We start from the raw sequence: 19,040 nt of genomic DNA, 5'->3' as shown, positions 1-19,040 counted from the left end.
CTACACAGATATAACCGTGGCAAAAGGTTATCAGTACTGAATGTTTCCACTCTTCGTACAATCTAATTTCCAAAAACGAGAGCAAAATCGAAAGACAGGTGTTTTTTACATTTCAAAGTTGAGATAAAACCCGTTAACATAGGACCGATTAACTATCGGTAGCGTTATCCCTATTCTGGAGATATTCCTTTGATCAACGTTTTTCTTGTTGATGACCACGAACTGGTGCGCGCAGGGATACGACGCATTCTTGAAGATATAAAAGGCATTAAAGTTGTCGGCGAGGCGTGCTGCGGCGAGGATGCGGTAAAATGGTGCCGCTCAAACGCCGTTGACGTTGTGCTGATGGACATGAATATGCCCGGTATTGGTGGCCTTGAGGCAACGCGTAAAATTGCGCGTTCAACGGCTGACATTAAAGTGATCATGCTGACTGTCCATACCGAAAATCCGTTGCCTGCAAAAGTCATGCAGGCAGGAGCCGCGGGCTATCTCAGCAAAGGGGCTGCGCCCCAGGAGGTCGTAAGTGCGATTCGTTCGGTTTTTTCCGGCCAACGTTATATAGCCTCCGACATCGCTCAGCAGATGGCGCTCAGCCAGATTGAGCCTGAGAAAACGGAAACCCCGTTTGCCAGTTTGTCTGAACGTGAGTTGCAGATTATGCTGATGATCACCAAAGGTCAGAAGGTCAATGAGATCTCAGAACAGCTGAATCTTAGTCCTAAGACGGTGAACAGTTATCGTTATCGAATGTTCAGTAAATTAAACATTCACGGCGATGTTGAACTGACTCACCTGGCAATTCGCCATGGCCTGTGTAATGCGGAGACATTAACAAGCCAGTGACCGATCAGTTTGACGCTAAAGCTTTCCTGAAAACCGTGACCAGTCAGCCCGGCGTTTATCGCATGTATGATGCCGCCGGGACGGTCATCTATGTCGGGAAAGCGAAAGACCTGAAAAAAAGGCTTTCCAGCTACTTTCGTAGCAACCTCGCGTCGCGTAAAACCGAAGCGCTGGTCGCGCAAATACAGCAGATTGATGTCACGGTAACGCACACCGAAACCGAAGCGTTACTGCTTGAGCACAACTACATTAAGCTGTATCAGCCGCGCTATAACGTTTTGCTGCGCGATGATAAATCCTATCCTTTCATTTTCCTCAGCGGCGATACCCATCCTCGCCTGGCGATGCATCGTGGCGCAAAGCACGCCAAAGGCGAGTACTTTGGCCCGTTCCCTAACGGCTATGCGGTACGTGAAACGCTGGCGCTGTTGCAGAAAATATTCCCTATTCGTCAGTGCGAAAATAGTGTTTATCGCAACCGCTCGCGTCCTTGTTTGCAATATCAGATTGGCCGCTGCCTCGGTCCGTGTGTGGCGGGCCTGGTGAGTGAGGAAGAGTATGCGCAGCAGGTTGATTACGTTCGTCTGTTCCTGTCCGGGAAAGACGATCAGGTATTGACCCAACTGATCGCCCGGATGGAAAAGGCCAGCCAGAGTCTCGAATTTGAAGAGGCTGCGCGCATTCGTGACCAAATTCAGGCCGTACGCCGCGTGACCGAAAAACAGTTTGTTTCTAATACTGGAGACGATCTGGACGTCATCGGCGTGGCGTTTGATGCAGGCATGGCCTGTGTGCACGTTCTGTTTATTCGCCAGGGTAAAGTGTTAGGCAGTCGCAGCTATTTCCCGAAAGTGCCTGGTGGAACAGAGCTCGGCGAGGTCGTAGAAACCTTCGTCGGACAGTTTTATCTGCAGGGGAGTCAGATGCGCACCTTACCCGGTGAGATCCTGCTCGATTTTAAGCTTAGCGATAAAACCTTGTTGGCGGATTCTTTGTCTGAGTTGGCTGGGCGGAAGATTAATGTTCAGACGAAACCACGAGGCGATCGCGCCCGTTATCTGAAGCTGGCGCGAACTAATGCGGCAGTGGCGTTAACCACGAAGCTTTCCCAGCAGTCGACGATTACACAACGTCTGACGGCGCTGGCATCGGTACTGAAGCTTCCGGAAGTAAAACGCATGGAGTGCTTTGATATCAGTCATACGATGGGCGAGCAGACGGTTGCCTCCTGCGTGGTATTTGATGCCAATGGACCGCTGCGTGCGGAGTATCGTCGCTATAACATCACTGGCATTACGCCGGGTGATGATTATGCGGCCATGAATCAGGTTCTGCGTCGGCGTTACGGTAAGGCGATTGAAGAAAGTAAGATTCCGGACGTTATCTTGATCGACGGTGGTAAAGGTCAACTGGGGCAGGCGAAAGCCGTTTTTGCTGAGCTGGACGTTCCCTGGGACAAACAACATCCGCTATTGCTGGGGGTGGCAAAAGGGGCCGATCGTAAAGCCGGCCTGGAAACGCTGTTCTTTGAGCCGGAAGGAGAGGGCTTTAGCCTGCCACCGGATTCGCCTGCGTTGCACGTTATCCAGCATATCCGCGATGAATCTCACGATCATGCGATTAGCGGACACCGTAAAAAACGGGCGAAGGTGAAAAGTACCAGCACGCTGGAAACCATTGAGGGCGTTGGACCAAAACGTCGGCAGATGTTGTTGAAATATATGGGCGGTTTGCAAGGTCTTCGTAACGCGAGCATTGAAGAAATTGCAAAAGTGCCGGGTATTTCGCAAGCTCTGGCAGAAAAGATCTTCTACTCGTTGAAACATTAAGCCCTCTGTAGCAACATAGGGGTAATTTCACTGACAACAGATAGTTATCCGTCATATGCAATTTAATATCCCTACGTTGCTCACGCTGTTTCGCGTCATCCTGATCCCATTCTTTGTATTGGCGTTTTATCTGCCATTCAGCTGGGCTCCCTTCGTTTGCGCGCTGATCTTCTGTATCGCGGCGGTCACCGACTGGTTTGACGGTTTTCTGGCGCGTCGCTGGAACCAAAGCACGCGTTTTGGCGCCTTCCTCGATCCGGTCGCTGATAAAGTGCTGGTGGCTATCGCGATGGTGCTGGTGACCGAACACTATCACAGCTGGTGGGTGACGCTGCCTGCCGCCACGATGATCGCGCGTGAAATAATTATCTCTGCGTTGCGTGAATGGATGGCTGAACTGGGTAAACGCAGCAGTGTGGCAGTGTCCTGGATCGGAAAAGTGAAAACTACGTCCCAAATGGCCGCGTTGGCATGGCTGCTTTGGCGTCCAAATATCTGGGTTGAGTACGCAGGGATCGCACTTTTCTTCGTTGCCGCGATACTGACTTTGTGGTCAATGTTCCAGTATTTGAGCGCTGCATGGGGAGATTTGCTTGAACAGTGATCGTTTCGACGCAAATTTCAGCAAACGATCGTCAGTGGTGAAAAATATCGTTGACTCATTGCGTCAGGTAAGTAGAATGCAACGCATCGAACGGCAGCACTGATTGCCAGACGATAACAAAATCAAGTGATTAACAAAGTTACTTGGTGATGCGGGAATAGCTCAGTTGGTAGAGCACGACCTTGCCAAGGTCGGGGTCGCGAGTTCGAGTCTCGTTTCCCGCTCCAGATTAAAGACATCGGCAATTGCGGATGTCGGCTGAAAAGCCAGAAGATTTCGGCGCGTTAGCAAAGCGGTTATGTAGCGGATTGCAAATCCGTCTAGTCCGGTTCGACTCCGGAACGCGCCTCCAATTTCTTCCCGAGCCCGGATGGTGGAATCGGTAGACACAAGGGATTTAAAATCCCTCGGCGTTCGCGCTGTGTGGGTTCAAGTCCCACTCCGGGTACCATGGGAAAAAACAGAATAATCAAAGCAATAAGCAGTGTCGTGAAACCACCTACGGGTGGTTTTTTTGTGCCTGTTATTCTGGATAACTTGCGGCAGGTAAATCTGCTTGATGCGTTAACCGACCTCAAAACCCCCATTGTTGCCAATCTTTCTATTTGCGAATCGGCGCGAGTGGGGAATGGCTCGCAATTTAAGAACTATAATAAAAGTATCGACAGGTGATGACTCCTGTTGGCAGAGAGTGCTGATACAGGGGCGGTCATGAGCGTCTCATTTTCTCCGCTAGTCGTGTTCGCGGCATTACTTGTCTTGAGTTGCTCAGCATTTTCGCAGACTGGCAGGATCATCGATCCGATTGCGGTTTCACAACGCTCATTCACTAACATGACTTCTTATCAGGTTATGCTGCGCTCCTCGTCGCCGTTGGGTGAAAGCAAAATCATTCGCTACAGCTATCAAAAACCCGGCTATGTGCGAATGGATTTTACCCAGCCGCATTCAGGTGCAGTGGTTATCTTTAATCCTGTCAGCGGTAAAGTGACATTATGGCCATTCGGTGTGGGTACATTGCCCATTTTCCACCTATCGCCCACCAATTCATTGATCCAGGATGAGCGCGGTCATCGGGTGGATCGCTCTGATATTGGCGTGTTGCTGGGTAATATTCGCCATTTGCAGCGCTCGGGTACAACGACCATCGTTGGTCAGGAGAGCATTGCAGGACGGGCGACAACCCGCGTGTCCGTGGTTGGGCCGGGAACCATGGTTGTTGATGGTGTTCACCGCTACGACATCTGGCTGGATAATTATCACGGACTCCCTGCCAAAGTGATCAGCTATGCGCCTGATGGTCAGCGATCAGAAACCGTTCTGCTGGATGCTATGATTATCAACATCCGTTTCCCCGCCAATTTCTTCACGCCTTGAGGGAATCTTGACTATGGCTGACTATCAGTTTTCCACGCTCTGGCGGGTTGAGGCTTCAATTCAGGATGTATGGGATGTTTTTTCTCATCCGGACCAGTGGCCGGAATGGTGGGGAAGTCTGGAACGTATCGTTGAGATAAAGAAAGGGGACATGCAGGGTATTGGTGCGCTGCACCGTTATACCTGGAAAGGCGTGCTCCCTTATCGCTTAACCTTTGATATCAACGTCTTGAATATTCAGCCCTGCACTCTGCTTGAAGGACAAGCCAGCGGCGCGGTGGAAGGGCGAGGCGTGTGGTCTTTTTCCGCCAATGGCGCAGAGACTTTCGTCAGATATGACTGGAACGTCCGCACCACGATCCGCTGGATGAATTATCTTGCACTGCTGGCAGCCCCCGCTTTTCGGTGGAATCACGATACGGTCATGCGCGAGGGAGCAAGAGGGTTAGCCCGCAAACTGGCAACGAATGTGTATGTATACTGAACTCGTCCTCGTTACTGTACTTTTTTGCCTGTAAATGGCTTAATAGCGGCCACGTAGTTTTTCATTTCATTCACAGTTAACAGGTCTGTTATTGATGAATAGCCTCCATCGACTCACCTTTATTATCAGCGTCTGTCTGCTGTGATGATCGTATACGGTTTCCGTAGCACAACTCTTACAACATGGACAGACACTAATGCAACGTCGACAATTTCTCAAAAATAGCGTTCTCCTTTCCGCCGCCGGTTTAGTCGGCCCAGCGGTTTTAAGCCAGACGGTAAGCGCCGCAGAGCCTTCAGGCGCGCCAGTGACGCGTCGACGCTTTGTCTTATCACAAACGTATAAACTCACCCCTCCAAAGGGATCGAGCGGCGTGGTGAAACTGTGGATCCCGCTACCGGTGGATACCGCGTTTCAACAAATGACAGCGCTTGCCTTTAGTGGGAACTATAAGCAGGCGTACGTCACCACCAATAATACCTATGGTGCGAAAACGCTGTTTGCCACCTGGCCTGATTCGCAGGGCGAATTGTTGATTGATGTTAATATTGATATTGAAACCGCCGACTGGGAACCGCTGAAGCACGACGCGCTGAAAACCTGGCAAGCGCCCGAGCAGATTATTTATCCGCTGGATGTAAAACCGTACCTGTTGCCAACGGCACACACCCCTGTTGATGGGCTGGTTCTGGAAACCGCGCGTAAAATCACCGGTAATGAGACGGACCCGCTGAAAAAAGCACGTCTGATTTACGAATGGGTCAGCAGTCATATGGAACGCGATAACGACGTTATTGGCTGTGGCACGGGTGATGTGGCCGAGATCTTGAAAAGCGGTATGCTCAAAGGCAAATGTACCGACATGAGCTCCGTTTTTGTGGCTCTCGCGCGCGCCAGCGGCATTCCGGCGCGTGAACTGTTTGGCATCCGTCTGGGCAAAGCCAATAAGCTTGAACGTTATTCGAAAAGCGCTTTTGGCAAAGCCGACAGCGCGGGAGTCGCCGACGTGAGCGGCGGACAACACTGCCGCGCCGAATTCTATCTGGCAGGTTACGGCTGGTTACCTTGCGATCCCGCTGACGTGACCAAAATGCGTCTGGCAGAGAAAAAATCGCATCAGGACGCCGATGTCCAGGCCGTGAATACCTACCTGTTTGGCAACTGGGAAATGAACTGGGTTGGATTCAACTACGGGCGTGATTTCGAGCTGTATCCGGCAACGGAGCAGGGCGCGATGAACAACTTTGGTTATCCTTATGCTGAAGTCGATGGCGACCCGATTAATTTCTATGATCCTAAAGCGTTCTCCTACAGCTATGTCGCTACAGAACAACGCTAAAGGGGCGGGTCTCACTATATTGACAGCCGCTGCGGCGGCAGTCACCGCGGGTTTATGCTGCGTTGGGCCGCTGTTATACCTGCTGTTTGGTATTTCGGCGGCGAGCTTTGCCATCTTTACCCGGTTTGAGTTTTTGCGTACGCCTCTGGTGCTGCTATCCCTGGGATTATTACTGCATGTCTTCTGGCGGCTCTATTTTTCCAAACGGCTGTGGTGCTCCGGGTGGTTAACTCTGAAGCAAGCGCGCATTTTTTACTGGTGCGCGCTGGCGTTGATTTTACCTGTCCTATTTTACCCAACGCTTGTAGCCTGGTTTTATGAGGTAGTTGAATGAAGATCTTCACGTTAGTTGCATGCTTGCTGTTACCGCTGTGGGCTCAGGCGGCCAACCAAAAAGTGGTGCTGGATATACAAAACATGACCTGCTCGTTGTGCGTTATTTCGGTCAATCAGGCGCTACGTGACACTGACGGCGTGATTAAAGCAAAATCCTCCCTCAAGACCCGGCAGGCAGAAGCGATCGTGCCTGAAGGTTTTTCAACCGATATTCTACTTAACGCAGTAGCGAAAACGGGTTATACCGCAACGCTCAACCGTATTGAGCAACAGTAAACCACCTGCGGGTGGTTTTATTGTGTTTTCCCGGTATGATGCCCGGCGGCTTCGTGTTCTCTTTTGTGCGTTAACTTCCGGAATTCTCCACTTTTCCTGTTAACCTGAACAAGCGGCAGCTGTAAGCCGCATATGCCCATTTGTATCTGTTATCCCTCCAGCCATGTAGGATGATCACAGGCAAGATTTTTTGACTAAGGAAAAGCGTTATGAAAACGGGACCATTAAACGAAAGCGAACTGGAATGGCTGGATGATGTACTGACAAAGTACAACACAGACAAGGCTATTCTGGATGTATCAGAACTGGATGGTTTACTGACGGCGGTGCTGAGTTCACCGTATGAAATTGAACCGGAGCAGTGGCTGGTCGCTATTTGGGGCGGCGCGCAGTATGTTCCTCGCTGGTCCTCCGAAAAAGAAATGACGCGTTTCATGAACCTGGCGTTTCAACATATGGCGGATACGGCCGATCGTCTGGATGAATATCCTGATCAGTTTGAGCCGCTGTTTGGTTTGCGTGAAATTGACGAGCATGAACTGACCATCGTTGAAGAATGGTGCTTCGGTTATATGCGCGGCGTTGCGTTGTCGGACTGGTCTACGTTACCAGACACGTTAAAACCAGCGCTCGAGGCTATCGCGTTGCATGGCACGGAAGAGAACTTTGCGGTGGTTGAGAAACTGACACCAGAAGCGTTTGAAGAGAGCGTGGATGCCATTCGACTGGCAGCGCTGGATCTGCATGCCTGGTGGATGGCGCATCCCCAGGAAACGCCGGTCAAGGTACCGGTAAAAGTGGATGCCAAAGTAGGGCGTAATGACCCATGCCCGTGCGGCAGCGGCAAGAAATATAAGCAGTGCTGTTTGCATTAATAAAAGGGGCGAAAGCCCCTTTTGTTTTAACCCACTTCTGGTAGTAATCCTGCTGCAATAGAGAACTGTACTGCGATCACCACAATGCCGCACAAGAATACCAGCGCCAGCGCCGGAGCACCGCCCGCCACGCGGTAGGTAGCCTGCGGATTCTGTTTTCTGCTCTGCCATGCCAGCATCGAGGGGATCAGCAGCGCCAGCACTGCCAGGGCAACGCCCGCATAACCTAGCGCCATAACGAAGCCACGTGGATAGAATAGCGCGAATGCCAGCGGCGGCACGAAGGTCACCACGCCAGTTTGCATTCTTCCCGCTACGGTATTACGGCGCTGGAACAGGTCGGCCAGGTAGTCAAATAATCCCAGCGCGACGCCGAGGAAAGAGGTCGCCAGCGCAAGATCGGCAAACAGATGCACCGCCAGTTCGACGTGTGGCGACGCTACGACTTCACGCAATGCCTGCAATAAACCGTTTAAGCCAGCGTGGTTGGCTAACAGCCCCATGAACGTGGACGAGTTAATACTGCCGAGCGTAGCCAGTTGCCAGAAAATATAGGCGATCAGCGGAATTGCGCTACCGGTGATAAACACCCAACGCAGTTTACGGATGTTACCGTTCATATAGCTGACGATACTGGGGACGCTGCCGTGAAAACCGAACGAAGTAAAGATAACCGGAATGGCGGACAGCGCCAGCCCCTGCTGTAGCGGCAGCGTAAGCAGGTTTACTTTATGGATATGCGGCATTAACAGGGCCAGCATCGCCACCAGGAAGATTATCTTGGCGCTGAACAACAAACGGTTGAACAGATCGACCAGCGAAGTCCCCACGCAAACGACACCACCGGCAACAAAGGTGAACAGCAGCACGCCTGTGGTCGGAGAAAGAGTGGTTCCGGTCCAGTCGCTGATACTGGAAGCCAGCAGTTCACCCGCGCCACTGATATACGCTGCCGTCAGGGCGTACATTAAGAACATCATGCTAAAGCCCGTTACCCATTGTCCGTAACGACCAAGATAACGTTTTGCCAGCGTACCCAGCCCGGTGTCGGCCGGTACATGTTGATACACTTCAAGCAGCAACAGCGCGGTGTAGCACATTAACGCCCAAAGACTCACTAACAATACCAGCGTGACGCTAAATCCCACGCCTGCTGCAGCCAACGGCATTGCCAACATACCGGCGCCAATCGTGGTTCCCGCCACGATAAAAATACTACCCAGGGTTCTGTTTTTCACGCTTTCCTCTGTCCCAGAGATAATCAATGGTTATATCTGCGGCGCAGGTTAAGGCAAAACGCTATTTTCGTCAAATCACCGTTACAATGATTGTAAACTTATGTTTACGATATTTTATGCTTTAAGATGTATACCAAATGACACTTATCTGCGAATAAACCTGCGTTAGCGCAATGCAACGCCATGCAGTTCACATTAGGCTACGGCTTTTATTGAGGAGGTAGTATGGAATCTATTCACGGTCACGAAGTGCTCAACATGATGATTGAATCTGGCGAGCAGTATTCAAATGCCAGCCTTGAAGCGGCGATCACGGCACGGTTTGGCGATCAGGCGCGTTTTCACACTTGCTCTGCGACGGATATGACGGCAGCTGAACTGGTGGCTTTTTTAGCAGCGAAGGGAAAATTTATTGCAAAAGAAGACGGCTTCTCTACGCACGAAAGCAAGATCTGCCGCCACTGATATTAATAGGTAATGATGGCGGGTTGCCCTCATTACCTCACAACATTAATTCTGTGTATCAAGCGTAGCCAGTTCTTTATCGATGAAATAAAGACCTTCACCACTTTTCCCTGCCAGCGATAACTTATCGATGACAGATTTAAATAATTTCTCTTCCTCATGCTGCTCGGCAACATACCATTGCAGGAAATTAAATGTTGGATAATCCTGGTGAGTCATTGCCGCGTGTGCCAGCTCATTAATTTTCTGAGTGATTAACTGCTCGTGTTCGTAAGTCGCACGGAACAGTTCGTCTAAAGACGCATATTCAGCAAAAGGGGAAGAGACCGTGTTAATACGCGGCAAACTGCCGGTGTCGGTGAGGTAATCAAACAGACGCTGCATATGCGTCATCTCTTCCTGGGCGTGACGGCGCAAAAACGCGGCGGCACCTTCAAAGCTGTGATAGCTGCACCACGCGCTCATCTGTTGGTAGAGCAGCGATGAATACAATTCAAGGTTCATCTGCTCATTCAGTTGGTCGATCATTTCTGTTTTTAGCATGGTTCTGCTCCACAAACGTTAATATATTGACGTGGCGTCACTATAATTTGTTATTTAATTATTTGCAAAAGGTAAAATAATATAATTATTTATCAAAAATACGAATGGGAATAAAACGCATTAACGCTATTAAACTCAGGATACAAATAATGAAAAGGCAGAAGACCAGCAATAATATGCTGGTCGGAAATATTAATAATTGAAGGAAGGTGATTGGCGGATTGCGACACCGTGACACTGCCAGGCGAGCGTAATTTTGGTATTTAAGCACAGAGAACCGGCATATACGCTACAGGTTGAAACCGGTTGACCAAACGCCATTGCGTTGGCATAACCCAGGCGCTGACACTCTTTGGTCGCGGTTCCTTGGGTAACGTAGTCATCAGTACGGGCCGTTTGCAGTATGGCCTGGTTGTAGGTCAGGCGAACCACGCCGGTGATGGCGCTGGCTTCACTGACCTGCGCCTGTTTAGTAATAGTGCATCCTGTCAGCACGAGCGGCAAAAGGGCAAGGATAAAGGTCTTCATGTGATCGCTCTGAAAGTACGGAGATACGACATCATGGCATACGTGCTGCCTCAGCAATGGCTTGAATAGCCTGAAGATCACCTGCGATTAATCGCAACGACGTCATTTTATTGAGGCCATTCTGATCTGCCGAGGGAAAAATGTGAGCACTTCATTATTTTATAAAACTAAATTTCATTAAATTTGAAAGTGAGTTTGCAAAATAGTAATGTGGCCTGAATGTTATGACTTTCAGCGGATCACCGCAGCGCATTCAGGAGATTAAAGAATGAAAATTGCATTGATGATGGAAAACAGTCAGGCAAGCAAAAATGCCATCATTCATAACGAGCTTAAGGCCGTCGCGGATGAGAAAGGTTTTCCCGTGTATAACGTCGGGATGAACGACGAAAATGACCATCATCTGACCTACATCCATTTAGGTATCATGGCCAGCATCCTGCTTAATTCTAAAGCGGTGGATTTTGTTGTCACGGGGTGCGGTACGGGCCAGGGGGCAATGATGTCTTTGAATATACATCCGGGCGTGGTATGTGGTTACTGCCTCGATCCGGCAGACGCATTCTTGTTCTCTCAGATCAACAACGGCAATGCGCTATCTCTGGCATTCGCCAAGGGTTTTGGCTGGGGTGCTGAGTTGAATGTGCGCTATATGTTTGAGAAAGCGTTCACTGGTCGTAACGGCGAAGGTTACCCACCTGAGCGTAAAGAGCCCCAGGTGCGTAACGCTGGTATACTGAATCAAGTGAAAGCGGCGGTGGTAAAAGAAAACTATTTGGACACGTTGCGCGCTATCGATCCTGAGCTGGTGAAAACCGCCGTGTCTGGCCCGCGCTTCCAGCAGTGCTTCTTTGAGAACTGCCAGGACAAAGCGATTGAATCATTTGTCCGTGAGATAATTGGCTAAATTCTGTTGGCCCGGGGGGGACACCTGCCGGGCTATCTGTTCTTGTTTGATACTGCGCTTCCAGCATCCGGGGCGAGTCGCAGCGTATCCACCATACCGACAAGACAAATAATGGCAATCATGACAAAGGCCAACCGGAAACTGCTCCCTGGAATATTGCCTAATGCCAGCCATTCACTGATTTCATCGCCGATGCGGATCCCAATAGCGGCCAATGAAATACCTAAACCTACCGCTAATTGTGTTGCCGTACTGAACAGCGTATTGGCGTAGCTCATTTGTGAAACGGGGACGTCCGCAAAAGCGAGCGTGCTGACGCCGGTAAACTGAACAGAGCGGAACACGCCGCCCAGGTACAACACCAGTAAAATAACCCAGGTGGGGGTCTGTGGCGTGAACAATGCGCAGGCCAGCAACGCCAGGACGTTCAGTGCGCCGTTTATCAACAATAGTTTCTTAAAGCCCAGCCAGCGTATCAACGGCGTGGTAGCAGGTTTAATCGTCAGATTGCCCACAAATACCGCCAGTACCAGCGAACCCGCGTGAAAAGCGTTCATGCCGAAACCGACCTGGAACATTAACGGCAGCAAAAATGGTACTGCGCTGATTGAAGCACGAAACAGCGACCCACCGTACATGGTGATGCGAAAAGTAGGAACGCTCATGGCATCCAGACGAATCATCGGCCAGGCGGTGCGACGAAAATGATGCAGAGCAAACAGGAAGGTCATTACCCCTAGCGCCAGAAGCCCTGCGGTCAGCCAGCCCTGCGGCTGCTGAGCTCCCAATAACTCCATGGCATACACCAGGCTAACCATCGCAACAGAGGTCGCGATAAAACCCGCGATATCGAACGGGTGGCGCTCGTCGTCATGAATATCCGGGATAAAACGTAGCGCCAGCACAATCGCCAGTATTCCCAGCGGAACATTAATAAAGAAAATCCAGCGCCAGTTGGCGTAGCTGGTGATGAATCCTCCCAAAGGAGGACCAATAATAGGCGCGACTAATGCGGGCCACGTCAGGGTCGCAATAGCAGTGATCAATTGATGTTTAGGTGTGGTACGCAGTACCGCGAGAGTGATCAGGTAGGTGCTAATGCCAATGTTCAGATCTACCGCCTGCACGCCAAAACTAATGGCCATGTCAGGCAGGGCGGTGGCAATTACCGTACCGTCGATAAACTCCATAAAGAAAGCTCCGGCAACAAGTAATGCTGCCGGGGAAAGACCGCGTTTGTTCTCAACCGCCAGCTTTTCACTCATGCTGTGCTTGCCATCTCAAAAGAAACTGACTGGAACTATTTTTAGTTTCAGCGTATTCGTAATGCGTGTGCGGCTATTGTTTCGAGCGCTGAATGGGTACTATGACGACCTTTCTATAAGGAGCTCACTATGTCCCAAACACTGAATGCCGATCAGGAACTGCTCTCGGACGTTGTTGCCTGTCAGCTGGTTATCAAGCAAATTCTTGATGTTCTTGATGTTATTGCCCCGGTAGAAGTTCGGGAGAAAATGTCCAGCCAGCTGAAAAACATCGATTTTTCCAGCCATCCTGCAGGTGCCGATCCGGTCACAATGCGTGCAATACAAAAAGCGGTTGCCTTGATCGAGTTGAAATTCACGCCGCAGAATGAATCTCACTAAAATAAACCGTTGTTTCAGGTTTTAGAAAGGTTTTTTTGCGCCTCGCAGAATGGGAGGCGCAGATGTTGGGGCGTCAGATATCAGTGCTGTTGATAGTTAACAACGTTAAGCAGGTGCTTATCGGTTTGCGCCATGCACAGCCCTGCACGTTTGGCGCTGCGGACTTCATCAAGAATCGTCTGCAACAGCACACCATCCTGCTGCTGTTCTTTCTCCAGGTCGTGAAGAAAATCGATCGTTGGTGCATCGTTTAACGCTTCAGCTTCATTGGTTAAGCGCGAGAGCTTACTCGCGCGCTGTTGATATTCATCCAACGTTTTCTGAAACAATTCTTCAAGGGAAGTCAGCTCATCAACCGGAACATCAATGGCCTTGACGATGGGGTTAGCCCCGGCACTTTTCATGTAATTGAACATACGCATCATTTGAGTCACATTACCTTGCGCCTGAGTGCGCAGAAACGTTGCGGTACCTGTCAGGCTATGTTCGTAGCACCACTCACTAAGATGCAGGTAAAGATTCGATGCGTAGAACTCGAGGTTCATTTGGGTGTTGAGTTTATGAACAATTCCAACTGCAGCCATATCAATATCCTTATTTACAGAAAGGGGGATGTACGTTACTAACGCCAGTACAACGGGCTGCCGCTGCACTACATCTCTACGTACAATTATAACTGTTAGCAGAATAAATCCGTTCCGCCGGTCCTTTAGCGATCGCGAATTATATTCGCTCCCGATCGTGAATCAGCATAACGCTTGCTCCAACATAAGAAAATCCTTAAATCTGTGTATTTATGTTTTTTTACATATTGTCATCACCCCATCTGTGCTTCTGCTCTCTTTGCATATAGATGACATGAATGCAACGAGTTGATATTTATGTTATTAAATCCACATTTCAATAATGAAATGGTGTTTTAAATCACAAAAATATTTTCCACAATAAGATATTGTCTGGCTCCTGATGATTATCTGTTCATGCTGCGAAGCAATTTCACGATCGGATTAATGATCTGATAGCTAATTTTTTGTGCCAGATCAGTTTTAATCAAATTGAGAAATTTAACGGCCAGAACTATTCGTCATTAATTGTTTCGTTTATGTGGATAAAGCGAGGAGTTACATATGAAGAAAGTCGCGGTGCTGCTGGCACCCGGTTTTGAAGAGGCGGAGGCGATAGTTACCATTGATATTCTGCGTCGACTGAATATCGAGGTTGAAACGCTGGCCTGCGCGGAGTCACGCGCGGTGGTGAGTTACCATGACGTACCGATGGTAACGGACAGCACGCTGGCCGCGCGTCAGTCGTATCTCTACGATGCCATCGTGTTGCCTGGCGGGCCGCAGGGTAGCGTTAACCTTGCCGCCAGTGAGGCGGTTATCCGGTTTGTGGCTCGTCATGATGATGAGGGGAAACTCATCTGCCCGGTGTGTTCTGCGGCTGTACGGGTGTTGGGCGGCAACGGTCTGCTGAAGGGGCGTCGCTACGTGTGCTCTGGAGAGCTGTGGCAAAACGTCACCGATGGGGAATATATCGATGCGCCGGTGGTTGAAGATGGCAATCTGATTAGCGGCAAAGGGTTAGGGCATATTTTCGATTTCGCGCTGACGCTTTCGGCGCGTCTGCTGGGCGACGACACTCCGGTTCGCGATCACGCTGACCACATTTATTACCAATGGTAATCATTTTCCCGAATGCTTCGGTATTCGGGAACAAGGATTCGTTGGCTGATGTTATGGACTAATCTGCTATTCCTCTTTTTTCCCGTCGACAAAACCGCGTTTTTTTATGTCATTTCCCGCTGAATTTATGTACGCAATTACTGTAATTCTGTGGTGTGATGCCGCTCTCTTATGGAGAATCAATTTCCCGCTAAAAATACTCTCAGCACTGGCATTGATCTTATCAATAAAAGGTAATGCCTTGTTTTACGTCCGAATTACAAAAAATCGTCTGATTTTACCCTACATAAAAGAACGTTAAAGCTGGAGTTAACCATGCACAAATTCACTAAAGCGCTGGCTGCCATCGGTCTGGCTGCCATTATGTCACAATCCGCTATCGCTGAATCCATGAAGCTCGGTTTCCTGGTTAAACAGCCGGAAGAACCGTGGTTCCAGACAGAATGGAAATTTGCCGATAAAGCCGGTAAAGACCTTGGCTTTGAGGTGATCAAAATTGCCGTTCCGGATGGTGAGAAAACCCTTAACGCCATCGACAGCCTCGCTGCCAGTGGCGCAAAAGGGTTTGTCATTTGTACCCCGGATCCTAAACTCGGGCCTGCCATTATGGCGAAGGCACGTGGCTACGATATGAAAGTCATTGCCGTTGATGACCAGTTTGCCAACGCCAAAGGCAAGCCGATGGAGACCGTGCCGTTAGTGATGATGGCGGCAACCAAAATTGGTGAGCGCCAGGGTCAGGAACTGTACAAGGAGATGCAAAAACGCGGCTGGGATGTGAAATCCACCGCCGTGATGGCTATAACTGCGAACGAACTCGACACCGCACGTCGTCGTACTTCTGGTTCAATGGAAGCGCTTAAAGCCGCTGGCTTCCCGGAAAAACAGATCTACCAGGTCCCAACTAAATCAAATGATATCCCCGGCGCATTCGATGCCGCTAACTCTATGCTGGTTCAGCATCCTGAAGTCAAACACTGGCTGATTGTCGGCATGAACGACAACACCGTGCTGGGCGGCGTACGTGCGACCGAAGGGCAGGGCTTCAAAGCACCAAACGTAATTGGTATTGGTATCAACGGCGTTGATGCAGTAAGCGAACTGTCCAAAGGCGAAGCGACCGGGTTCTACGGCTCATTGCTGCCAAGCCCGGACGTTCACGGCTATAAATCAAGCGAAATGCTCTACAACTGGGTGACAAAAGGTGCAGAGCCTCCGGCGTTTACCGAAGTGACGGATGTAGTGCTGATTACCCGCGATAACTTCAAAGAAGAGCTCGCGAAGAAAGGCTTAGGCGGTAAGTAACATAAACGCCGGATGCGACGTCAATGCGTCTTGTCCGGCGTACGAATTGCGTACTCAGTAGGCCGGATGAGGCAACGCCGCTATCCGGCATAAAGATCTGATTCACGGAGACGTTATGCAACAGTCTACCCCGTATCTCTCATTTCGCGGCATTGGCAAAACGTTCCCCGGCGTTAAAGCGCTTACGGATATCAGTTTCGACTGCTATGCCGGTCAGGTGCATGCGCTGATGGGCGAAAATGGCGCCGGGAAGTCAACACTCTTAAAGATTCTCAGCGGTAACTATGCGCCAACAACGGGATCTTTGACGATCCGCGGACAAGAGGTTTCGTTTGCGGACACCACTGCTGCGCTTAATGCCGGTGTCGCCATTATTTATCAGGAGCTGCATCTCGTCCCGGAAATGACCGTTGCCGAGAATATTTATCTAGGCCAGTTGCCGCATAAAGGCGGAATTGTGAACCGCTCGCTGCTGAACTATGAAGCGGGGATCCAGCTTAAGCATCTGGGCATGGATATCGATCCCGACACACCATTGAAATACCTCTCCATCGGTCAATGGCAGATGGTGGAGATTGCGAAAGCGCTGGCGCGAAACGCCAAAATTATTGCGTTTGATGAACCGACCAGCTCCCTGTCAGCACGTGAGATTGAGAATCTGTTTCGCGTTATCCGCGAGTTGCGCAATGAAGGACGCATCATCTTGTACGTTTCGCACCGTATGGAGGAGATTTTTGCCCTCAGCGATGCCATTACCGTGTTTAAAGATGGTCATTACGTCAAAACGTTTACGGACATGCAGCAGGTCGATCACGATGCGCTGGTACAGGCGATGGTTGGGCGCGACCTTGGCGATATTTATGGCTGGAAATCCAGACCGTATGGTGCAGAGCGCCTGCGTTTGCATGAGGTAAAAGCCCCTGGCGTGCGTACGCCGATCAGTTTATCGGTGCGAAGCGGTGAAATTGTCGGATTGTTTGGTCTGGTGGGAGCTGGACGTAGTGAATTGATGAAAGGGCTGTTTGGCGGTACACGAATTACGGCAGGTCAGGTGTTTATTGATCAACAACCGATTGATATCCGTAAACCGAGCCATGCCATTGAAGCGGGGATGATGCTGTGTCCGGAGGATCGTAAAGCAGAAGGGATTATTCCGGTCCATTCGGTGCGTAACAACATCAACATTAGCGCGCGCCGTAAACATGTTCTGGGAGGATGCGTGATTAACAACGGCTGGGAAGAGACCAATGCCGATCACCATATTCGTTCACTCAATATTAAAACGCCGGGCGCGGAGCAACTGATTATGAACCTCTCTGGCGGTAATCAGCAGAAGGCTATTCTTGGTCGTTGGTTATCGGAAGAGATGAAGGTGATCTTGCTGGACGAACCTACACGCGGCATTGATGTGGGCGCTAAGCATGAAATTTATAACGTGATTTATGCCCTTGCGGCGCGCGGCGTGGCCGTGCTGTTTGCTTCCAGTGACCTGCCAGAGGTGCTCGGTGTCGCCGACCGTATTGTGGTGATGAGAGAAGGCGAAATCGCTGGAGAATTACTTCATGAACAGGCGGATGAGCGCCAGGCGTTAAGCCTTGCTATGCCTAAAGTCAGCCAGGCTGTAGCCTGAATAAGGAGAGAATGATGTCTTCCGTTTCTACGTCGGGTTCAGGTGCTGCGAAGTCGGCGCTAAATCTTGGCCGCATTTGGGATCAGTACGGGATGCTGGTGGTGTTTGCCGTGCTGTTCCTCGTTTGTTCCCTGTTTGTGCCAAACTTTGCAACTTTCATCAACATGAAGGGGCTGGGGCTGGCGGTATCGATGTCGGGTATGGTTGCGTGCGGAATGCTATTTTGCCTGGCATCCGGTGACTTTGACCTGTCCGTTGCGTCCGTGATTGCCTGCGCTGGGGTCACCACTGCCGTGGTCATTAACATGACCGAAAGCCTGTGGATTGGCGTGGCTGCCGGGCTGCTGCTCGGTATTCTATGCGGTCTGGTTAATGGGTTCGTGATTGCGCGTTTAAAAATTAACGCCCTGATCACCACCCTTGCGACCATGCAGATTGTACGCGGTCTGGCCTATATTATTTCCGACGGTAAGGCCGTGGGGATTGAAGACGAGCGCTTCTTCACGCTCGGTTACGCTAACTGGTTTGGTCTGCCGGCGCCAATCTGGATCACAGTCGTTTGTTTCATCGCCTTTGGCTTACTACTGAATAAAACCACATTTGGTCGTAATACGCTGGCCATCGGGGGCAATGAAGAGGCGGCACGCCTGGCTGGGGTTCCGGTTGTTCGTACCAAGATTATTATCTTTATTCTTTCCGGGCTGGTCTCCGCCATTGCCGGAATTATCCTTGCATCACGTATGACTAGTGGTCAGCCAATGACCTCAATAGGCTATGAGCTGATCGTGATTTCTGCGTGCGTGTTAGGGGGCGTTTCGCTCAAAGGCGGCATCGGAAAAATCTCATATGTGGTGGCCGGGGTGTTGATCCTGGGTACGGTTGAGAATGCGATGAACCTGCTGAATATCTCTCCGTTCGCGCAGTATGTCGTTCGTGGTCTTATCCTGCTGGCGGCGGTGATCTTCGACCGTTACAAGCAAAAAGCGAAGCGTACCGTTTGATTATTTTATCCCCAACTTTTTAGTCTAGCTTCAGCTCATCGCCAGCCGCTACCCGGCTGGCGATTGTTTTTCCAAATGGCGAGCATGGTCACACTGTCTATACTTATATCCGTCATACATCATATA

General features: G+C 50.3%; 21 protein-coding genes and 3 tRNA genes. 19 read left to right on the top strand and 5 right to left on the bottom strand.

The window, feature by feature from the left end:
* Positions 1 to 189: 189 nt before the first annotated feature.
* From uvrY to On2M_RS17660, 12 genes are all read left to right on the top strand, one after another.
* Positions 190 to 846: a UvrY/SirA/GacA family response regulator transcription factor gene (gene uvrY / locus On2M_RS17715; protein ID WP_151218899.1), complete on the top strand. Its 657-nt coding sequence runs from the start codon at positions 190 to 192 to the stop codon at positions 844 to 846.
* Positions 843 to 2,675, top strand: a complete 1,833-nt coding sequence (gene uvrC / locus On2M_RS17710) for an excinuclease ABC subunit UvrC (protein WP_210905229.1) — start codon at positions 843 to 845, stop codon at positions 2,673 to 2,675. The genes uvrY and uvrC overlap by 4 nt, the downstream gene beginning before the upstream one ends.
* A gap of 55 nt (positions 2,676 to 2,730) precedes the next feature.
* Entirely contained in the window at positions 2,731 to 3,279 is a 549-nt protein-coding gene (gene pgsA / locus On2M_RS17705) for a CDP-diacylglycerol--glycerol-3-phosphate 3-phosphatidyltransferase (protein WP_210905228.1), read from the top strand.
* 151 nt (positions 3,280 to 3,430) lie between these two features.
* A tRNA-Gly gene (locus On2M_RS17700) sits at positions 3,431 to 3,506 on the top strand.
* Between the two features lie 51 nt (positions 3,507 to 3,557).
* Positions 3,558 to 3,631, top strand: a tRNA-Cys gene (locus On2M_RS17695).
* 12 nt (positions 3,632 to 3,643) lie between these two features.
* Positions 3,644 to 3,730, top strand: a tRNA-Leu gene (locus tag On2M_RS17690).
* A 260-nt stretch (positions 3,731 to 3,990) separates the two neighbouring features.
* The gene (locus On2M_RS17685) at positions 3,991 to 4,656 is read left to right on the top strand and encodes a DUF1571 domain-containing protein (RefSeq protein ID WP_210905227.1); all 666 of its coding nucleotides are present in this window, start codon (positions 3,991 to 3,993) and stop codon (positions 4,654 to 4,656) included.
* 13 nt (positions 4,657 to 4,669) lie between these two features.
* A complete protein-coding gene (locus tag On2M_RS17680; protein ID WP_151218881.1) occupies positions 4,670 to 5,140 on the top strand; it encodes an SRPBCC family protein in 471 nt (156 codons plus the stop codon).
* A 196-nt stretch (positions 5,141 to 5,336) separates the two neighbouring features.
* On the top strand, positions 5,337 to 6,479 hold the full coding sequence (locus On2M_RS17675) for a transglutaminase domain-containing protein (protein WP_151218880.1): 1,143 nt from the start codon (positions 5,337 to 5,339) through the stop codon (positions 6,477 to 6,479).
* Entirely contained in the window at positions 6,457 to 6,813 is a 357-nt protein-coding gene (locus On2M_RS17670) for a mercuric transporter MerT family protein (RefSeq protein ID WP_151218879.1), read from the top strand. The genes On2M_RS17675 and On2M_RS17670 overlap by 23 nt, the downstream gene beginning before the upstream one ends.
* Positions 6,810 to 7,091 (top strand): heavy metal-associated domain-containing protein, encoded by a 282-nt coding sequence (locus On2M_RS17665; protein WP_151218878.1) that lies wholly within the window; start codon positions 6,810 to 6,812, stop codon positions 7,089 to 7,091. Before On2M_RS17670 ends, On2M_RS17665 begins: the two co-directional genes overlap by 4 nt.
* Positions 7,092 to 7,300: 209 nt before the next feature.
* Positions 7,301 to 7,966, top strand: coding sequence for a YecA family protein (locus On2M_RS17660; protein ID WP_151218877.1), 666 nt, complete (start codon positions 7,301 to 7,303; stop codon positions 7,964 to 7,966).
* A 26-nt stretch (positions 7,967 to 7,992) separates the two neighbouring features.
* Here On2M_RS17660 and tyrP read toward each other — a convergent pair whose 3' ends face one another.
* Positions 7,993 to 9,204 (bottom strand): tyrosine transporter TyrP, encoded by a 1,212-nt coding sequence (gene tyrP, locus On2M_RS17655; protein ID WP_151218876.1) that lies wholly within the window; start codon positions 9,202 to 9,204, stop codon positions 7,993 to 7,995.
* Positions 9,205 to 9,429: 225 nt separating this feature from the next.
* On the opposite strand from tyrP, the gene On2M_RS17650 reads away from it, so the two are divergent.
* On the top strand, positions 9,430 to 9,669 hold the full coding sequence (locus tag On2M_RS17650) for a YecH family metal-binding protein (protein ID WP_151218875.1): 240 nt from the start codon (positions 9,430 to 9,432) through the stop codon (positions 9,667 to 9,669).
* A 45-nt stretch (positions 9,670 to 9,714) separates the two neighbouring features.
* On the opposite strand, the gene ftnA is transcribed toward On2M_RS17650, so the two are convergent.
* Positions 9,715 to 10,212, bottom strand: coding sequence for a non-heme ferritin (ftnA, locus tag On2M_RS17645; RefSeq protein WP_151218874.1), 498 nt, complete (start codon positions 10,210 to 10,212; stop codon positions 9,715 to 9,717).
* 192 nt (positions 10,213 to 10,404) lie between these two features.
* The gene (gene yecR / locus On2M_RS17640; RefSeq protein WP_151218873.1) at positions 10,405 to 10,740 is read right to left on the bottom strand and encodes a YecR family lipoprotein; all 336 of its coding nucleotides are present in this window, start codon (positions 10,738 to 10,740) and stop codon (positions 10,405 to 10,407) included.
* Positions 10,741 to 11,008: 268 nt separating this feature from the next.
* On the opposite strand from yecR, the gene On2M_RS17635 reads away from it, so the two are divergent.
* Positions 11,009 to 11,647: an RpiB/LacA/LacB family sugar-phosphate isomerase gene (locus On2M_RS17635; RefSeq protein WP_151218872.1), complete on the top strand. Its 639-nt coding sequence runs from the start codon at positions 11,009 to 11,011 to the stop codon at positions 11,645 to 11,647.
* 32 nt (positions 11,648 to 11,679) lie between these two features.
* Here On2M_RS17635 and On2M_RS17630 read toward each other — a convergent pair whose 3' ends face one another.
* Positions 11,680 to 12,912, bottom strand: a complete 1,233-nt coding sequence (locus tag On2M_RS17630) for an MFS transporter (protein ID WP_210905226.1) — start codon at positions 12,910 to 12,912, stop codon at positions 11,680 to 11,682.
* Positions 12,913 to 13,041: 129 nt separating this feature from the next.
* Between On2M_RS17630 and On2M_RS17625 the strand changes: the two genes are divergently transcribed.
* A complete protein-coding gene (locus tag On2M_RS17625; RefSeq protein ID WP_016153452.1) occupies positions 13,042 to 13,293 on the top strand; it encodes a DUF2766 family protein in 252 nt (83 codons plus the stop codon).
* Between the two features lie 80 nt (positions 13,294 to 13,373).
* Here On2M_RS17625 and On2M_RS17620 read toward each other — a convergent pair whose 3' ends face one another.
* The gene (locus tag On2M_RS17620; protein WP_210905225.1) at positions 13,374 to 13,877 is read right to left on the bottom strand and encodes a non-heme ferritin-like protein; all 504 of its coding nucleotides are present in this window, start codon (positions 13,875 to 13,877) and stop codon (positions 13,374 to 13,376) included.
* A 543-nt stretch (positions 13,878 to 14,420) separates the two neighbouring features.
* Here On2M_RS17620 and On2M_RS17615 point away from each other — a divergent pair.
* The 4 genes from On2M_RS17615 to araH all read left to right on the top strand — a co-directional run bounded on the left by On2M_RS17615 (position 14,421) and on the right by araH (position 18,914).
* Positions 14,421 to 14,978: a DJ-1/PfpI family protein gene (locus On2M_RS17615; RefSeq protein WP_210905224.1), complete on the top strand. Its 558-nt coding sequence runs from the start codon at positions 14,421 to 14,423 to the stop codon at positions 14,976 to 14,978.
* A 315-nt stretch (positions 14,979 to 15,293) separates the two neighbouring features.
* Positions 15,294 to 16,283: an arabinose ABC transporter substrate-binding protein gene (locus tag On2M_RS17610; RefSeq protein ID WP_151218868.1), complete on the top strand. Its 990-nt coding sequence runs from the start codon at positions 15,294 to 15,296 to the stop codon at positions 16,281 to 16,283.
* Positions 16,284 to 16,398: 115 nt separating this feature from the next.
* Entirely contained in the window at positions 16,399 to 17,913 is a 1,515-nt protein-coding gene (araG, locus tag On2M_RS17605) for an arabinose ABC transporter ATP-binding protein AraG (RefSeq protein WP_151218867.1), read from the top strand.
* 14 nt (positions 17,914 to 17,927) lie between these two features.
* Positions 17,928 to 18,914: an L-arabinose ABC transporter permease AraH gene (araH, locus tag On2M_RS17600; protein WP_151218866.1), complete on the top strand. Its 987-nt coding sequence runs from the start codon at positions 17,928 to 17,930 to the stop codon at positions 18,912 to 18,914.
* Positions 18,915 to 19,040: the final 126 nt, after the last annotated feature.

It is taken from the genome of Citrobacter sp. On2M, assembly GCF_018035235.1.
GTDB lineage: Bacteria > Pseudomonadota > Gammaproteobacteria > Enterobacterales > Enterobacteriaceae > Citrobacter > Citrobacter meridianamericanus.
The sequence above is the reverse complement of the archived record's forward strand: the minus strand, read 5'-3'. Positions and strand labels throughout refer to the sequence as shown.

What these genes read in the sequence shown, in the direction of transcription:
- pgsA (WP_210905228.1), top strand. Translation starts at nt 2,731, where the DNA reads ATGCAATTTAATATCCCTACGTTGCTCACGCTGTTTCGCGTCATCCTG.
- On2M_RS17685 (WP_210905227.1), top strand. Translation starts at nt 3,991, where the DNA reads ATGAGCGTCTCATTTTCTCCGCTAGTCGTGTTCGCGGCATTACTTGTC.
- On2M_RS17680 (WP_151218881.1), top strand. Translation starts at nt 4,670, where the DNA reads ATGGCTGACTATCAGTTTTCCACGCTCTGGCGGGTTGAGGCTTCAATT.
- On2M_RS17675 (WP_151218880.1), top strand. Translation starts at nt 5,337, where the DNA reads ATGCAACGTCGACAATTTCTCAAAAATAGCGTTCTCCTTTCCGCCGCC.
- On2M_RS17670 (WP_151218879.1), top strand. Translation starts at nt 6,457, where the DNA reads ATGTCGCTACAGAACAACGCTAAAGGGGCGGGTCTCACTATATTGACA.
- On2M_RS17665 (WP_151218878.1), top strand. Translation starts at nt 6,810, where the DNA reads ATGAAGATCTTCACGTTAGTTGCATGCTTGCTGTTACCGCTGTGGGCT.
- On2M_RS17660 (WP_151218877.1), top strand. Translation starts at nt 7,301, where the DNA reads ATGAAAACGGGACCATTAAACGAAAGCGAACTGGAATGGCTGGATGAT.
- On2M_RS17650 (WP_151218875.1), top strand. Translation starts at nt 9,430, where the DNA reads ATGGAATCTATTCACGGTCACGAAGTGCTCAACATGATGATTGAATCT.
- ftnA (WP_151218874.1), bottom strand. Translation starts at nt 10,212, where the DNA reads ATGCTAAAAACAGAAATGATCGACCAACTGAATGAGCAGATGAACCTT.
- yecR (WP_151218873.1), bottom strand. Translation starts at nt 10,740, where the DNA reads ATGAAGACCTTTATCCTTGCCCTTTTGCCGCTCGTGCTGACAGGATGC.
- On2M_RS17635 (WP_151218872.1), top strand. Translation starts at nt 11,009, where the DNA reads ATGAAAATTGCATTGATGATGGAAAACAGTCAGGCAAGCAAAAATGCC.
- On2M_RS17630 (WP_210905226.1), bottom strand. Translation starts at nt 12,912, where the DNA reads ATGAGTGAAAAGCTGGCGGTTGAGAACAAACGCGGTCTTTCCCCGGCA.
- On2M_RS17625 (WP_016153452.1), top strand. Translation starts at nt 13,042, where the DNA reads ATGTCCCAAACACTGAATGCCGATCAGGAACTGCTCTCGGACGTTGTT.
- On2M_RS17620 (WP_210905225.1), bottom strand. Translation starts at nt 13,877, where the DNA reads ATGGCTGCAGTTGGAATTGTTCATAAACTCAACACCCAAATGAACCTC.
- On2M_RS17615 (WP_210905224.1), top strand. Translation starts at nt 14,421, where the DNA reads ATGAAGAAAGTCGCGGTGCTGCTGGCACCCGGTTTTGAAGAGGCGGAG.
- On2M_RS17610 (WP_151218868.1), top strand. Translation starts at nt 15,294, where the DNA reads ATGCACAAATTCACTAAAGCGCTGGCTGCCATCGGTCTGGCTGCCATT.
- araG (WP_151218867.1), top strand. Translation starts at nt 16,399, where the DNA reads ATGCAACAGTCTACCCCGTATCTCTCATTTCGCGGCATTGGCAAAACG.
- araH (WP_151218866.1), top strand. Translation starts at nt 17,928, where the DNA reads ATGTCTTCCGTTTCTACGTCGGGTTCAGGTGCTGCGAAGTCGGCGCTA.